The following is a 14,744-nucleotide window of genomic DNA, read 5'->3' on the forward strand; positions in this document are numbered from 1 at the left end:
CCGGGATCAGGCCGCCGTCTTGTCCGCCAGCAGCTTTCGCGCCGCCTTCAGCACCCGGTCGGCGGGCAGGTCCATCATATGCTGGATCGCCTGATTCAGATTGGGGTCGATGTTGCGAAATTCACCCACCGTGCGCGGGCCCCGCACCGTGACTCCGCCCCACGGTCCGTGGTGCGCCTCGTCGGACGGCCCGAACGCCGCGACCGTCGGCACCCCGGCCGCGGCCGCCATTTGGGTCCAGATCGAATCCGCGCCGACATACAGGTCCGCCCGTGACAGGGCGGCGGCAGTCTGCAGCCGCGTCAGCTTGCCCTGGAGCTCAATCACCCGGTTCCGCGCCACGGCGAAACGGATCGTATGCGCCGCGTCCCGGTCAGCTTCCTCGCCGACGATCATCAACCGTCCGCCGGCCAAGGGACCGTCGTCAGCCAGCAGGGGTCCGGCCACCTTGGCGTAACGTTCCGCCGGCCAGCGCTTGCCCATCCAGTCGACACCTGGACCGATCGCCAGAATGGGGCCGTCGGCCTTGCCGATCAAAGCATCCGCCGCCGCCCGGGTTCGGTCACTGAAAAACAGCCGCGGGGCCGGAACATCGTCCAGGTGCATGATGCGGGCAGCCTGTTCCACCGCATGCAGCCCCGGTAGATCCTCGGCCCGCACCGCCCGCCTCTGCCGCCTCAACCGACCGGACAGGGTCGAGCCGCGCATATCGACGATCAGACCCCATCGCCGGGTCCGCACCCGGTTCCACAGGGCCACCCAGTCCCAGCGTCCCTCGCGATCGAGCACAAGCAGGGATTCCAGCCGTGGCGTATCGGCGAACAGCGGCGCACTGGCTGCCGAACCGACAATGGTAAAGCTCGCCTGCGGCACAGCCTCGACCAGATGCGCCAGCACGCCCGAAGACAGCACCGCCGCCTCGGCGTCCGCCTCGGCAATGTAGAGAATTGGAAAGCGGCGCGTCATTCGCACAGTCTACAGGGATTCTGCCTTTTGCTTCACGATTGCGCATCGGGATCGAACAACCCTCGCCGGGCCGATCCGTCCCCTCTATCCTGACCTGATGACGCCCCGTATCGCCCACCTCGCCAGCCGCGCCCTCGTCCAGGTTTCCGGCCCCGACGCCCGGCCCTTCCTGCACAATCTGCTGACCCAGGACGTGGAAGGGCTAACCCCGGAGACGCTCCGTTTCGGGGCCCTGCTGTCGCCGCCGGGGCGTTTGCTGTTCGACCTGTTCCTGCTGGGTCAGGACGACGGTGTGGTTCTCGATGTCGCTGCGGCCCGCCGTGAGGCGCTGATCCAGCGCCTGTCGATGTACCGGCTGCGCGCCAGTATCGACATCCAGTCGATCGAGACCCCGGTCTTCGCCAGTTGGCCCGGTCCGGCGGACGGCTTCCTGCCCGACCCGCGTACGCCGGACATGGGGGGGCGGCGTTACGGAGGAGCGGTCGCGGCCAACGCGACGGAAGCTGACTACCGGCATCACCAGCTGACGACCGGTCTCCCCGATGCCGCGGACATCAGCGTCGACAAGACCTATCCGATCGAGGCCGATTTCGACCTGCTGAACGGCATAGACTTCCACAAGGGCTGTTTCATCGGCCAGGAGACCACCTCGCGGATGTGGCGACGCGGCGCGATCCGTAACCGCATGATGCCGATCACCTTCGACGGCCCGCCGCCCGCCATGGGGGCCGAGGTGCTGAACGGCGAGTTGCGCGCCGGCGAGGTCATGACCGGCCAGGACGGTGCGGCCATGGCCCTGCTGCGACTGGACCGGCTGGACGGGCCCCTGACCGTCGACGGGCGACCGGTCACCGTGCGCCGTCCCGCCTTCCTGCCGGAGGTCACCGCATGACCGGGAGCGACGGCCGCTGCGGCTGGTGCGGGAGCGACCCCCTCTACGTCGCCTATCACGACACCGAATGGGGTGTACCCGAGTACGACAGCCGCGCCCTGTGGGAGAAGCTGGTGCTGGACGGCTTCCAGGCCGGTCTCGCCTGGATCACCATCCTGCGCAAACGCGAAGGAATGCGCGACGCCTTCGACGGTTTCGACCCGGAGATCATCGCCCGTTACGGCGAGGCTGACATCGAGCGGCTGCTGGGCGACGCCCGCATCATCCGCTCGCGGGCCAAGATTACCAGCGCCATCCGCGGGGCCCGGATCTGGCTCGAGATGCGCGATCAGGGCGAGGATTTCTCGGCCTGGCTCTGGTCCTTCGTCGACGGCCAGACCGTCCAGAACAGGCCAGCCACCCTGGCCGACGTCCCGACCCAGACCCCGCAGTCGGAAGCGATGGCCAAGGCGCTCAAGGCGCGGGGCTTCAACTTCTGCGGCCCGGTTATCGTCTATGCCTTCATGCAGGCCACCGGTATGATCAACGACCACCTGACCGGCTGCCCGCGTCACACCGATGTCCGCGCCATGGGCGACCGATGAGCGTCACCGACCGCTCCGAACCAACCCTGTCGCTGGAGCTCCTGCTGATCGAAAGCCACGGCGGGCCCGTCTGCGGCGTCGACGAGGCCGGGCGCGGTCCCTGGGCCGGGCCGGTCTCGGCGGGGGCCGTGATCCTGAACCCCGACGACCTGCCCGACGGCATCGATGACTCCAAGGCCCTGAGTCACGCCCGGCGGGAACGGCTGGAGATCGAGATCAAGGCCCGGGCGATCAGCTGGGCCGTCGGCTTCGCCTCGGTCGAGGAGATCAACAGCCTCAACATTCTGAAGGCGACGGGTCTGGCCATGCACCGCGCCGTCACGGGCCTGACCGTCTCGGCCGCCGCGGCCCTTGTCGATGGCAATTATCGCTTCGACCTGCCGTGCCCCATCCGCACCGTGGTCAGGGGCGACAGCCTGTCCCTATCGATCGCCGCCGCGTCGATTCTGGCCAAGACGGCGCGGGACCGGTTGATGGTCGAGCTGGACGCCCAGTACCCCGGCTACGGCTTCGCCGGGCACAAGGGCTATCATGCAGCGTCACATGTCGCGGCGCTGAAGGCGCTGGGCCCCTGTCCGGCCCACCGTCGCAGCTGGGCTCCGATCCGGGCCCTGCTGGAGACCTAGATGTGCAGGGCCCCGCCGACCAGGGCCCCGAGAATGGCGGCGACCACGCCGCCGGCACCGATCACCACCCACTCCGGCAGGGTCGACAGAACCTGCATCAGGGTCTCGTCCCCGGGCGATCGATCGAAAGTGTGGGTCTCCGGTCTGTCCCGCCGTGGCTCGCGCCAAGCAGCGACATCATAGGCGTCGGCTCCATGAATGTCGGTCGAAGACTTCAGACGGGCGGGTGGGGCGGACGGATATTCCATGCCCCCCGAACGATCTCGGCGGCCGAACCGTTCCCGTCCGACATGGTCAGGCCGCGTCAGCCAGCACCACCGGTCGTTCCGTGACCACGAACAGATATTCGACATTACGCAGCCGCCCCACGGCCCCGACCTTCTCGCCCTTCAGGTTGTGAATGCCTATCCGGGCCCCGACATAGCGGGGCCGGGCGATCTCGATGACCTGCACATGCCCCCGCGCCGACAGCATCTTGACCAGCTGATCGCGCGACAGATAGCCCTCGTCATTAAACGACACGATCAGATTGGGAGCGGTCAGCGACCCGACCACCGAGGCTAGGGCCGGGGCGATACCCGGCTTGCTGTTGAACGGGCTCTTGCGGGTGCGGACGTCGATCCGCTTGTTGGCGATGCCATAGCTCTCGAGCTTGTCCCACAGCACCAGACTCTCCCAGCAGTGATAGTTGCCGAGATAGGAATGCTGGTTATAGGGCGGGTCCAGATAGACGAGATCGGCCTCGATCTGCGGCGCGATCTCGACCGCGTCACCGCGGGTGGCCTTGCACGGTCCGGCGGTCACACCGGGCAGGACGTCGGGCATACGCAGCGCCAGCGGCTTCAGCGCCCGACCGGCCCATTGCTTCATATAGGCCATCTGCACCCCGGCCGTGGAATCGACCCGGTCGGCCGCCTCCATCAATGAGACCAGGGCGATGGCCTTTAGTTCGGGCTCCAGGCCCATGGCCTCAATCCGGTCGCGCATGGCGTCAATCCGGGCCCCGTTGTCCGGATGGAAGAAGCGCGCGTCCTCGCAGAAACTCTTGGTGAACCAGCCGGCTTCAGGCGACACCGTCCGCAATTCAGTCAGCACCCGCTCGGCCTGGTCGTTCCAACGTTCCCGGTCGGCCTGGACATAGGCGGTGGCCAAGGTATGGGCATAGGCGTTGTGATCGTTGGACCAGACGCGGAAGCCCTGTCCCTTCAGCGCATGCCCGACCCGCGCCGTCCCCGAAAACAGATCACAAACCGTGCCACCGTCAGGCAGCAGGCTGCGCACCGCGCCCGTAACATGGCCCAGCAGCGCGCGCTTCGAGCCGATGTATTTGATCATTATCGTCCGTCAGGTCTTCCGGGGGCGTTTGCCCTTGGCCGGAGCATGGGCCAGTCGCAACAGATTCGCAGCCCCCGGCGCGCCAAAGGGCGTGCCCGCGAGAATAAGAATGCGCTGCCCGGGGTCGGCGAGACCATATTCCACGGCGCTGCTGATCGCATCCTCGGTGACATCCTCGAGGGATGTGGGCTCCCTGCCCAGCCTCGATTCCAGCCCCCACACCAGCGCCAGCCGGCGCGCTGTATCGACATTGGGAGTCAGGGCCAGGATCGGCTGCAGCGGACGCTCGCGTGCCATGCGCCGCGCCGTTCCGCCGAGCGTTGTGAAGACAACAATACAGGCCGTGGACTGGGCCTCGGCCGCCTTGCGCGCCGCTGCGACAAGAGCATCGGCGTCGAAATCATCCATGCCGGCGTGTTCAGCGTCCATCAGGCTGGGCCAGAGCGGGTCACGCTCAACCCGCTCCATGATGCGGTTCATGATGGCCACAGCTTCCAGCGGATAGTCGCCCGAAGCCGTTTCGGCCGACAACATCAGGGCGTCGGCCCCCTCATAGACGGCATTAGCCACGTCCGAAGCCTCGGCCCGGGTCGGGGTCGGCGCATCGGTCATCGATTCCAGCATCTGGGTGGCGACAATCACCGGCACGCCACGCTGGCGGGCCGCGCGGATGATCTGCTTCTGCGCCACGGGCACGTCCTCAGGGTCCAGTTCGACCCCCAGGTCGCCACGCGCCACCATGACCCCGTCGCAATAGTCGAGGATGCTCTCCAGATCGGCCAGGGCCGCCGGCTTCTCGATCTTGGCCAGGCAGGCGGCCTTGCCGCCGACCAGACGCCTCAGCTCGGCCATGTCCTCGGCCTTCTGCACGAAGCTGAGCGCGACCCAGTCGACGCCGATACGCAGGGCGAAGGCCAGGTCCTCGCGGTCCTTTGGCGTCAGGGCCGAGACCGGAATTACCGCCTCCGGCACGGCGACGCCCTTGCGGTCTGACAATTTTGAGCCGCTCTCGACCTTGACGTCGGCCCATTTGTCCGTGCGTTCGCCGACCCGCAGTCGTACCCGTCCGTCGTCAAGCAATAGCAACATGCCCGTCCGCAGCGCCTTGAATATCTCCGGATGCGGCATCTGCACCCGTTTCTCATCGCCGGGCGTCGGGTCCAGGTCGAACCGCATGGTGTGACCGGGCTTCACCGCGATCTCGACATCGCGAAACCGGCCGAGACGAAGCTTGGGTCCCTGCAGGTCGGCCAGTACGCCCAATGGCCGTCTCAGTGCCATCTCGGCCCCGCGTACGGCCTTCAGGGCAGCGGCGTGATCTTCATGCGAACCGTGACTGAAATTGAGGCGAAACACATCCACGCCGGCCTTGGCCAGCGCCTTGACTGTCCCGGGGGCCCGGCTTGCGGGTCCAAGGGTTGCGACGATGCGCGCGCGCCGGGCTCTGTTCATGCTGATTCCGTCGGCCAATGGGGGACACCCCTTGTGACAACGAAACCTGAGCCGGTTAAGACCTGGTGCAGACGCCGAAACACGAAGTTATGCGATCAGACATTTTCCGCGGGCTTCGCGTCTGTCCCGTTTCAGCGTAGGTGCGGTTGAACAAACAGGGAGACGCCGTCATGGCCGGCCTCAAGGACAAGCGCGGCTTTATCGACAAGGACCGGCTGGACCTGTCGGAACGTCAGGCCGTCGAATACTGGATGAAGCGCTGGGGCGTCACGCGCGACCAGCTCGCCGCTGCCCATCGCAAGGCCGGTCGCATGGTCAAGGACATCGCCGCCGAACTGGGCAAGAAACGATAGAACCGGAGTTCCGCAGCGCTTCGCGTCGGTTCAGCCACCGGGTCCCGTGATCATCGGGGGCCATGGTCGACTGTCCTTCAGGCCCGATCCGGCGTAACTCTCTCTTTGTGGGCATGTTTCCGACGGGGTTGCGCATGGGGGGATTCCCCTTTTCTGGCTGGATACCAAACAAGGCCAGTGCCCTGATCCGCAGCGGCGTGTTCGCCTGTCTGGCTGCGATCCTGCTGTCGGTTGCGACGGTCGCCCGGGCGACGCCGGTTCCGGCTTCGATCGTTCCAGACCCGATTGTCACCACGGTCGGTCCCGCTGCTGTCCCGGTAAATACCGTCTCGGAGCGTGAGACGATCGAACGGGCGGCGCAACGCGCGCGCGCCGAAGCCCTTCGGTCCGTGCAGACGGAGCGAGTTCGCCTGAAGGCCTATGCTGCGACGCTGGACCGGTTCGGGCTGCAACTGGCTGACGCCCGGCACAGTCGGGAACTCCGTCAGGAAGCCCTCCTCGGCTGGCGCCAGCGCACCCTCGAGGCCCGGAACAGCCGGACCGAGGCCGACCGGGTCTATGACGCCCTGCGGCGGGAACTGCGCACCTCAAGGAACGGCCTGGCTGACACCCTTACAGCCCTGTCCGGCGGCGGCAGCGACATCCCCCCGATGATCGATGACCGGATCGCCGCCCAGGCACCGGAGTCGGAAACGGCGCGGGTCGAAGCCCTGCGACGTGCGCTCGACGGCCGGAGGCAGGCCCTGGTCAACCTTGAACGCACGGAAAGGGAGGCAAACGCTGCCGGCCTGCTGGGTGAAGTCGGAGCCCTGAATCAGGCGCGCCTTTCGCTGATCGACTATCTGTCGCCGGCAAAGCGGCGGGATCTGACCGGCTTCACGGCGGTCGGCTTCGATCAGGCGGTTTCGGAGGGACGGCATCTGGTTCTCATCGCCCGTTATCATGCGTTTGCCACGGTCAAATGGATCGGGTCGGTCAGGCACGGTGACGGAGTCTGGACCACGATCGGCAAGTCCGCCGGTTCCCTGATCATCTGGATTGTGGCCCTCGCCGCATTCTTCTGGTGGCGATCGACCGCCCGACATGTCCTGCCGAACCTTGAGGTGCGGCTACAGGAAAAAAACCGCGCTGAACTCAGAACCCGGCCCGGCCCCCGCCTCCTGGCCCTCCGCCTGTTTACCGCCGTCAGAAATCCGCTGGAATGGTTGATCATTCTGACCCTTCTCGGAAACGCCCTGCCGGCTGACGTCGCGGCCCGGCTTGAGTTCCAGATCATCGGTCTGATTGCCACATGGCTACTGGTCGGCGCGATCATCGCCAGATTGCTCGACGCCATCATCGGGTCCAGCGCCCCGAGATCGCTCCGCCGTTCGCGTGAGTCCCGTGAACTTCGACTGCGCTCCCTGCGCCTTCTTTCCGGTGTCATCGTCGGCTTTATTCTGGTTCTGGCGATAACCGACAGGCTGGTGGGCCAGGGCACCATCTATCGCTGGGTCGCCTCGACCTGCTGGTTTGCCGCCATACCGGTATTCCTGATTCTGGTCGGCTGGTGGCGTGGGGTCGTATTCGCCAGGCTGGAACGTCTTCGGCGGCGCACGCCCCTCCAGGAGTGGGCGCTCTCGCACCGGATAGGCGGGATGAGCTTCCTCGCCGCGATTTTGGGCGCGACCGAAATGTTCGTGCGCGGGGCCTGGAAATTGATCCGGACCGTCGGCGTACGCTTTGTCTATGTGCGGCGCGCCGTGGCCTTTGTGTTCCGGCAGGAATTGGGGCGGCCCGGACACCAGCGCACCGTCATCGATCTCGCCCCGCTACCACGGGAAGCCTTCGATCAATTGTCTCCGGAACAGCCCGGCGACCGGTGGATTCCAACCCGAATGGATCCGCTGCTGGAGAAGCTGCAGACACGGGCGGCGGCCGGCATGGACGGGATCGTCGTTCTGGTCGGCGAACGCGGCTCCGGAAAGACCGCTGCCCTCAAGCAATTGCGCTCGGGTATGCCCGGTGCAGAGCTGCATTCAGCCGAGGTGCTTGTCGCGACCCTGGACAGGAAAAAACCCGGACCGAAAAATCGACCCTCCAGCCCGGGGACACCCGGGCGGGTCATGCTGATCGATGACGTTGAGAGTCTGGTGCGTTTCGAGATCGGCGGACTGGGCCGGTTCGACACTCTTGTCGAACATGCCCGGCAAAGCCCCGCCGGCACCCTCTGGATTCTCGTGGTTGATGAAGCGGTCTGGCCGTATCTGACCCAGATGCGGGGCGACCGTTCGTTCTTTGATGAGATCGTCCCGATCCCCCGGTGGACCGAGGCCGCGATCGGGGAACTGCTACATGGGCGAAGCGCACAGGCGGGCCTGAAGCCCAGTTTTGATCTGCTGATCGAGGACTTGCCGGCCGAAGCCGACGAGATCGACCGGCAGGAAGCGCTCGAGGCCAAGAGTGCCGCCTACTCGCTGCTGATCTGGGACTATGCGGAAGGAAACCCCGGCGTGGCCCTGCATCTCTGGCGGGAAGCCCTCGGTGTCTCGGAGTCAGGAATAACCTATGTCCGGGCGCTGCACCCGGCCGCCGACGCCGCCCTGGATCGGCTGCCGCTCGAGACCCTGTTCGTCTACCGGGCCGTCCTGCGGACGTCGCTCGCCTGTCTCGAAGATGTTCAGAAATCGACCCGTCTGCCGGAAACGGCCGTCAAGGATGCGCTGCGCTACGGCGTAAGCCACGGCTATCTGACCGCCACCAACGGGGCCTACACCGTATCCTGGAGCTGGTACCGGGCGTTGACCCGCAGCCTCGAGCGCCGCCACCTGATAGGTGCCCCATGAAGACGGATCACACGACTGTCCGGCGAGTCCTTCATCTAGCCCTGCTTTCGGTCCTGATGTCGGCTGGCCCGGCCCGGGCCCAGGACGCGGCCGATCTCGGACGTCTTGCAGAATTCGTCCAGTGGGGCGGAGTCGCCTTCTCCGTAGTGATCCTCGCGGTCGCTGTGGTGATCCTTCGGACTGTGGAACGGATCTCGACCCGATTGGGCAATCGCTTCGTCAACCGCCGACCCACGATCCAGAAGATCGAGTCCGCCGGGCGTTTCATCATCTATATCGCGACGATCATCCTGGCCGTTCGCCTGAGCTTCCGACTGGATGCGACGGCCCTCACCGTCGTCGGCGGCGGGCTGGCCTTTGCCGTCGGCTTCGCGATGCGGGATCTGGTGGCCGCCGTTATCGCCGGCATCACCATCATGTTCGACCGCCCGTTCCAGGTCGGCGACCGGGTCGAATACGCCGGTCAGTATGGCGACATCGTCAAGATCGGCCTGCGCAGCATTCGCATGAACACGCTCGATCACAACGTCATCACCATACCGAACAACAAGGTCCTGACCGACGTGGCTTCGAGCGCCAACTACGGCGCGCTCGAAATGCAGGTGCCGATGGATTTCTACATCGCGACCGACCAGGACGTGGATCTGGCGACAACCCTGGTCCAGGAAGCATGCCTGACCAGCCCCTATGTGTACCTCGGACGGCCTTCGCCCTTTTTCATCAAACAGGCGATCCAGGGCAATTTCGTGCTGATCCACATCAAGGTTCGCCCCTATGTGTTTGATTCAAAATTCGAAAAGAGTTTTGAATCCGATGTCCACCTGCGCGTCATCCGCGCATTTCGGGATCACCACATCAGCGCGCCGACGATCCCGACCGGGCAGGTCGTCCCGGCGTAAACGTAGTCATTTTCAGCGAAAACAGCGCGCGGGCTGTCAGACGGAATCAATATCGAATGACGGCGCGGGCTCAGCCTTGGATGGCTGACCGAGCTTGGCATCCAGCAGCCGCCGAACACGTTTGACCAGATAGTCCGGTCGGAAGGGCTTGGTCAGGTAATCGGACGCCCCGCTGGCGATCGCGCGCTTCACGTCCGCCTCGCTACGCTTGGCTGTCAGCATCAGGACAGGCACGGACTTGTGGGTCTTGCTGTTTTTCAGCATCCACAGTGTCTCATAGCCGTCCATGATCGGCATCATTGCATCCAGCACGATGATGTCGGGCATGAATATGTCTGCTGTGCGGAGCGCTTCCTTGCCGTTTTCGGCCATCTCCACGACCAGGCCGTCAATTTCGAGCGTCTGCCGCACCAGGGCGGCAAGAAAATGATCGTCTTCGGCAACAAGAACTCTGGGCGCGGACAACGAAAGTCTCCAACTGACGGCGGCACCCGGTCTGATGCTGCGAGCTGGCAGGATGGACGGTAACCATGAAAATCGGGTTTCCAAGACATGCGAGCGGCATGCATGGCCGATCGCGTGTCAATCTCGTCTGATCAGGCGAGCAACTGCTTCACGATATCGATCAAAGCATCCCCATTAAGCGGTTTTTCCAACCAGTTCGCGCCAAGCGCCCTAACGGCACGACGGTTGTGGTCAGCAGACCACGCCGAAAGCATGACGACCGGCAATAGCGCCGTCTCCGGATTGGCCCTGATGCGTTCCAGAGCGTCGCGCCCGGAAACACCGGGCATCGCAAAATCCATAATCACTGCCGACGGCTGCAGCGCCGCTGACTTGATGACGCCTTCCTCACCTCCACTGGCCAGCTCTACGCCGTAACCAGCCTGTTCGAGATGGATGCGTGTGACTTCACGCATAACAGGGTCATCATCAACCACCAGGATCAGAGGCTGCTTCATTAAGCCTTCGGTTCTAGACATCCAGCCCCGGCAGCCAGCGCCATCCAGCTGTCGACCAGCTGGGCCGGCGTAAACGGTTTGGCCAACTGTCCCTGGGCCCCGAAAGTACGCGCCAATTTCAGATAAAATTCCGCGCCCAGCCGACCACCACCGGTCACCGCCAGTACGGGCATATCGGGTACGACATGCCTAAGCTGTTGCAGAACCTGCACGCCATCGACATCCGGCAGGATGATATCCAGAATCATTCCGGCGTCAGGATACCGCCGCGCCATCTCGATCGCCTCCCGGCCATTGGCAACGCGGACAACCTCCACGTTCGCACCGACCAGGGCGTCGTTGATCTCTTCGGACCAGAAATGATCGTCCTCAACGACAATGCATTTCAACATCCGTGACTCCGGTCGCGCGGGGGACCCGTTGTTTGGCAAGTCCGCCACGGTCTGTAAAACAAGCTTCACGCCAATGCCAGTGCATTGCGCAAAGCTTGAACCAGCCGACCGAGGTCATCTTCCTCGTCTGTACCTGAAACGGTGCAATTAGTCGCCGCCTCTAGGGCAAATGCAGCCTCTGATACATCAGAGAAGCCAAGACTACCTGAGGTTCCAGCGATCGAGTGGGACAACACAGACAGGGATTCCGAACGCTCCGGCTCCTTGAGAGCCTCAATTCGTTCGAGATCGGCCGAAAATGTGACCATCTGCTGACGGTAACGGTCCTTCAGCGCGGCAAAGGGATCCGACTGTGCGGTAGCCTCGGCAGGCTGCGTCGCCTTGTCAGCAACGGCACCGACCCGGTCAATAAGGTCGAAAAGATCCTCCCTGCGGATCGGTTTGCCCAGATGCTCATCCATGCCGACCGCCCGGCAGGCGGCGACCTGTTCAGCGAGCACATTCGCCGTCAGGGCAACAATCGGGATACGGGCAGCCACGCCTCCCAGCGCCCGGATCCGACGCGTCGCCTCCAACCCGTCCATGCCGGGCATCTGCACATCCATCAGCACCAGATCAAATCCGGGATCTCTCTCAAGTGTGGCGATGGCAGCCTCGCCTGAATCGACGCAGGTAACGCCATGGCCGGCACCCGAGAGCAGGATTTCGATCAGTTCGAGATTGGCCTCAATGTCGTCCACAGCCAGAACCCGCAGCCCTCTCGCCGGCCCAACGGGGGCCGGCTTGTTCACCGGCGCGGGAGCTTCCGCGACTTCATAAGGCAGGCTGAAAATCGCTGTCGTACCCGCGCCCTGCTCGCTTTCCAGCCGCACACCACCGCCCATCAGGAGCGCCAGCGAACGACTGATGGACAGCCCCAGCCCGGTCCCGCCAAATCGACGACCGATGGATGAATCCGCCTGGGTGAAGCCCTCGAACAACCTGGCGAGCGCCTCCGGTGCGATACCGATGCCCGTATCGACAACCCGCATCTCGACCATGTCGTCGGCAAGCGTCACATTGATCGTCACGGACCCCTCACGGGTGAATTTGGCCGCATTGCCGAGGAGGTTCAACAGAACCTGGCGTGTGCGCTGTTCATCGCCGAAGATCCACGGTGCGACCGTTTCAGGGAAATTCACCTGAAAGACCAGACGGTCCCCAACGGCGCTGCGGGTCAGGTCGACGATTTCCGTCATCAGGGCACGGAGATCGAACACGGCACGATTCACCGTCAGTTTTCCGGCTTCGATCTTTGAGAAATCCAGAATGTCATCGATCAGCGCGGACAACCCCCTGCCCGCGGTACAGATACGATCGACGTAGCGCGCCTGGTCGGAATCCAGTTTGGTCTGTGCCAGCACATCGGCGAACCCCAGCACGCCGTTCAAGGGCGTGCGGATTTCATGGCTCATATTGGCGAGGAACTCACCCTTGGTGCGGGTCGCCTCCTCAGCAATCGCACGCGCTTGTGCAAGCGCCTGTTCACGCTCGTGCCGCTCCGTGACATCCCGCACTGCGTCCGTAATTTCGAGGACCCGGCCCGTGTCGTCACGCTGGAATCTCGGCCGCGCCTCCAGCCAGCGAACCGAACCGTCCTTGGCAATGGCACGGTATTCGACGGTCAGGGACGTATCCGACTTCATCGCCTCGATAAATTTCACGCCTATCGGGGCACGGTCTTCAGGGGCCATAATATCAAACGGCGTCTTGCCGATCAGTTCTTCCGGCGCGTAACCCAGTAGCTCGGTGATGGATGGCGACAGATAGGTGAACACGCCACTGACGTCATAAACGGCAATCACATCGGTGGCGTTGTCGGCAAGCAGTCGATAGCGACGCTCCTGTTCAACGGCCGTCGTCACGGCGAGCCGCTCGTCGGTCAGATCCTGGAAGACCCCGAAGAAACCGATCACGTTTCCGGCGGCATCCTTTTCGCACGCCGCCATGGACCGAACATCTCGGTGGGAACCGTCCGACCGTCGGATCAGGCCCGCGTCGAATTCCCAGCCTTCCCCACTGGCGACCCCGGCACTGATGAGATCGGTAATCCGTTGCCGGTCCTTATCGACATAGAAGGCCAGTGCATCCCCGAGAGAGGGATTGAACGAGTCCGGTTCAACGCCGTGAATCCGGTAGACTTGCGGCGACCAGAAAACCGCTCCGCTGTCCGGATTCAGGGTCCAGTAGCCGACCTGGGACATGCGCTCGGCCAGACGGGCATGATCGATCAACTGGCGCTCACGCGCCATTTTTTGCCGTCGAATCGTGCGGGCCCTGGTCAAGTGGGTGATGATGTTCCGGCGCTCGGCAAAGGCGGAGCCCACCGTCAGCGAGAGTACGGTCAAGGTCAGCAGATACATCTGAAGAACCATGATCTTCAGCGCTTGATCGCCCTCCATCAAATTGATCGGACCGACCCCGGCGATCGTTGCGATCATCGCGATGATCGAGACAGCAAGGGTGCCCAGCGCAGCGCCGCCGAACCCGGTCCGGATCGCGACCAGTGCCAGGGCCGCCAGCGGGACAAACATCAGGGGCAGGGAAGACTGGAAGAAGATCGCAGATGAAACGGCTATCAGAAACGCCAACCATGCCCAGGACGCGTATTGACGTGAGCCCAATTCTTTCGGAAAATTTCGTCCGAAAATCGCAAACAGGACCGGCGCGAAAATGAGCAGGCCGAGCAGATGGGCGGTCAACCTGAAACCGAGTTCCGCCCAGCTGACCCACGCCCCGACAAGCCAGACCCCGACCTCGGCAACGGCCAATGAAACGGCACAACCGATGACCGCCGCAAGGCCAAACCGGATGAGACCGGACCAGCGCATCAGGCGAAGACCACCCCGCCTGCGGATCAACCATGAGACCAGCGCAATCTCGATCACATTGGCCGACATATAGATCAGGGAGACAGGCAAGCCTTCTCCACTGACCAGGAAGGCCAAAAGGCCACCCACAAATACCGATGCCAGCAATGAACGGGTGGCTGCCCTGCCTTGACTCAGGATGAGGGCAAGGCCGATCGCGTTGACCGGCCAGATCGCAGCAATGTGCCCCATCTGGTGCGTCAGGGTCGAGGCGGCGAGCGTGACAAGAAAAACCACTCCGGCCAGCGCCGGGAGCATTAACGGCAGCGATCGCTTACCCGGTCCCCTCATCGATCGTACATCCCGTCCGCTTTAGAGAACCATGGTTAGCGATAATCATTGGCCAGATTACTAACGCCCGGTCGAAATGCTGTGTTTCGCCGCCTTCATGATCGCCGACAGGAGCAATACCGGCTCCCGGCCCCCTCAAGAAAAATCGCTAATGTACGGCTGGATGGTGCTGGTGCGAGCGGCGGGGGTCGAACCCGCATGACCGAAGTCGAGGGATTTTAAGTCCCTTGCGTCTACCAGTTTCGCCACGCTCGCAGA

General features: G+C 63.8%; 14 protein-coding genes and 1 tRNA gene. 6 read left to right on the forward strand and 9 right to left on the reverse strand.

From position 1 onward, the window contains the following. Positions 1–6: 6 nt before the first annotated feature. Positions 7–966, reverse strand: a complete 960-nt coding sequence (locus AAC050_RS03585) for a glycosyltransferase family 9 protein (protein ID WP_339913684.1) — start codon at positions 964–966, stop codon at positions 7–9. 97 nt (positions 967–1,063) lie between these two features. Here AAC050_RS03585 and AAC050_RS03590 point away from each other — a divergent pair, with 97 nt between their 5' ends. Genes AAC050_RS03590 through AAC050_RS03600 form a run of 3 tightly spaced genes read left to right on the forward strand, consistent with a single transcriptional unit; the run spans position 1,064 to position 3,068 of the window. Further along, complete coding sequence (locus AAC050_RS03590) at positions 1,064–1,858, forward strand: folate-binding protein (protein ID WP_339913685.1); 795 nt, start codon at positions 1,064–1,066, stop codon at positions 1,856–1,858. Further along, the gene (locus AAC050_RS03595; protein WP_339913686.1) at positions 1,855–2,442 is read left to right on the forward strand and encodes a DNA-3-methyladenine glycosylase I; all 588 of its coding nucleotides are present in this window, start codon (positions 1,855–1,857) and stop codon (positions 2,440–2,442) included. Before AAC050_RS03590 ends, AAC050_RS03595 begins: the two co-directional genes overlap by 4 nt. Next, entirely contained in the window at positions 2,439–3,068 is a 630-nt protein-coding gene (locus tag AAC050_RS03600; RefSeq protein WP_339913687.1) for a ribonuclease HII, read from the forward strand. Before AAC050_RS03595 ends, AAC050_RS03600 begins: the two co-directional genes overlap by 4 nt. Here AAC050_RS03600 and AAC050_RS03605 read toward each other — a convergent pair. Genes AAC050_RS03605 through pyk form a run of 3 tightly spaced genes read right to left on the reverse strand, consistent with a single transcriptional unit; the run spans position 3,065 to position 5,855 of the window. Then, positions 3,065–3,316, reverse strand: coding sequence for a hypothetical protein (locus AAC050_RS03605; RefSeq protein ID WP_339913688.1), 252 nt, complete (start codon positions 3,314–3,316; stop codon positions 3,065–3,067). The two genes, AAC050_RS03600 and AAC050_RS03605, sit on opposite strands and share 4 nt — an antisense overlap. Positions 3,317–3,362: 46 nt before the next feature. Further along, positions 3,363–4,403, reverse strand: a complete 1,041-nt coding sequence (locus tag AAC050_RS03610; RefSeq protein WP_339913689.1) for a DNA adenine methylase — start codon at positions 4,401–4,403, stop codon at positions 3,363–3,365. A 9-nt stretch (positions 4,404–4,412) separates the two neighbouring features. Continuing rightward, positions 4,413–5,855: a pyruvate kinase gene (gene pyk / locus AAC050_RS03615; RefSeq protein ID WP_339913690.1), complete on the reverse strand. Its 1,443-nt coding sequence runs from the start codon at positions 5,853–5,855 to the stop codon at positions 4,413–4,415. Positions 5,856–6,025: 170 nt separating this feature from the next. On the opposite strand from pyk, the gene AAC050_RS03620 reads away from it, so the two are divergent. The 3 genes from AAC050_RS03620 (at position 6,026) to AAC050_RS03630 (ending at position 9,932) form a co-directional block, all read left to right on the forward strand. Continuing rightward, positions 6,026–6,208, forward strand: coding sequence for a DUF3606 domain-containing protein (locus AAC050_RS03620; protein ID WP_339913691.1), 183 nt, complete (start codon positions 6,026–6,028; stop codon positions 6,206–6,208). 134 nt (positions 6,209–6,342) lie between these two features. Continuing rightward, complete coding sequence (locus AAC050_RS03625; RefSeq protein ID WP_339913692.1) at positions 6,343–9,033, forward strand: hypothetical protein; 2,691 nt, start codon at positions 6,343–6,345, stop codon at positions 9,031–9,033. Then, entirely contained in the window at positions 9,030–9,932 is a 903-nt protein-coding gene (locus AAC050_RS03630) for a mechanosensitive ion channel domain-containing protein (RefSeq protein ID WP_339913693.1), read from the forward strand. The genes AAC050_RS03625 and AAC050_RS03630 overlap by 4 nt, the downstream gene beginning before the upstream one ends. A gap of 36 nt (positions 9,933–9,968) precedes the next feature. On the opposite strand, the gene AAC050_RS03635 is transcribed toward AAC050_RS03630, so the two are convergent. The 5 genes from AAC050_RS03635 to AAC050_RS03655 all read right to left on the reverse strand — a co-directional run bounded on the left by AAC050_RS03635 (position 9,969) and on the right by AAC050_RS03655 (position 14,741). Further along, entirely contained in the window at positions 9,969–10,397 is a 429-nt protein-coding gene (locus AAC050_RS03635; protein ID WP_339913694.1) for a response regulator, read from the reverse strand. A gap of 131 nt (positions 10,398–10,528) precedes the next feature. After that, entirely contained in the window at positions 10,529–10,894 is a 366-nt protein-coding gene (locus AAC050_RS03640; RefSeq protein WP_339913695.1) for a response regulator, read from the reverse strand. Next, the gene (locus AAC050_RS03645) at positions 10,894–11,286 is read right to left on the reverse strand and encodes a response regulator (RefSeq protein ID WP_339913696.1); all 393 of its coding nucleotides are present in this window, start codon (positions 11,284–11,286) and stop codon (positions 10,894–10,896) included. Before AAC050_RS03645 ends, AAC050_RS03640 begins: the two co-directional genes overlap by 1 nt. A 65-nt stretch (positions 11,287–11,351) precedes the next feature. After that, positions 11,352–14,453, reverse strand: a complete 3,102-nt coding sequence (locus tag AAC050_RS03650) for a PAS domain S-box protein (RefSeq protein WP_339913697.1) — start codon at positions 14,451–14,453, stop codon at positions 11,352–11,354. Between the two features lie 203 nt (positions 14,454–14,656). Next, a tRNA-Leu gene (locus tag AAC050_RS03655) sits at positions 14,657–14,741 on the reverse strand. Positions 14,742–14,744 lie beyond the last annotated feature (3 nt).

Source organism: uncultured Brevundimonas sp. (assembly GCF_963974615.1).
Lineage (GTDB): Bacteria > Pseudomonadota > Alphaproteobacteria > Caulobacterales > Caulobacteraceae > Brevundimonas.

Coding starts and splice junctions, on each gene's coding strand:
- AAC050_RS03595 (WP_339913686.1), top strand. CDS start 1,855: ATGACCGGGAGCGACGGCCGCTGCGGCTGGTGCGGGAGCGACCCCCTC.
- AAC050_RS03600 (WP_339913687.1), top strand. CDS start 2,439: ATGAGCGTCACCGACCGCTCCGAACCAACCCTGTCGCTGGAGCTCCTG.
- AAC050_RS03620 (WP_339913691.1), top strand. CDS start 6,026: ATGGCCGGCCTCAAGGACAAGCGCGGCTTTATCGACAAGGACCGGCTG.
- AAC050_RS03610 (WP_339913689.1), bottom strand. CDS start 4,403: ATGATCAAATACATCGGCTCGAAGCGCGCGCTGCTGGGCCATGTTACG.
- AAC050_RS03645 (WP_339913696.1), bottom strand. CDS start 11,286: ATGTTGAAATGCATTGTCGTTGAGGACGATCATTTCTGGTCCGAAGAG.
- pyk (WP_339913690.1), bottom strand. CDS start 5,855: ATGAACAGAGCCCGGCGCGCGCGCATCGTCGCAACCCTTGGACCCGCA.
- AAC050_RS03650 (WP_339913697.1), bottom strand. CDS start 14,453: ATGCTCCCGGCGCTGGCCGGAGTGGTTTTTCTTGTCACGCTCGCCGCC.
- AAC050_RS03630 (WP_339913693.1), top strand. CDS start 9,030: ATGAAGACGGATCACACGACTGTCCGGCGAGTCCTTCATCTAGCCCTG.
- AAC050_RS03640 (WP_339913695.1), bottom strand. CDS start 10,894: ATGAAGCAGCCTCTGATCCTGGTGGTTGATGATGACCCTGTTATGCGT.
- AAC050_RS03585 (WP_339913684.1), bottom strand. CDS start 966: ATGACGCGCCGCTTTCCAATTCTCTACATTGCCGAGGCGGACGCCGAG.
- AAC050_RS03605 (WP_339913688.1), bottom strand. CDS start 3,316: ATGGAATATCCGTCCGCCCCACCCGCCCGTCTGAAGTCTTCGACCGAC.
- AAC050_RS03625 (WP_339913692.1), top strand. CDS start 6,343: ATGGGGGGATTCCCCTTTTCTGGCTGGATACCAAACAAGGCCAGTGCC.
- AAC050_RS03590 (WP_339913685.1), top strand. CDS start 1,064: ATGACGCCCCGTATCGCCCACCTCGCCAGCCGCGCCCTCGTCCAGGTT.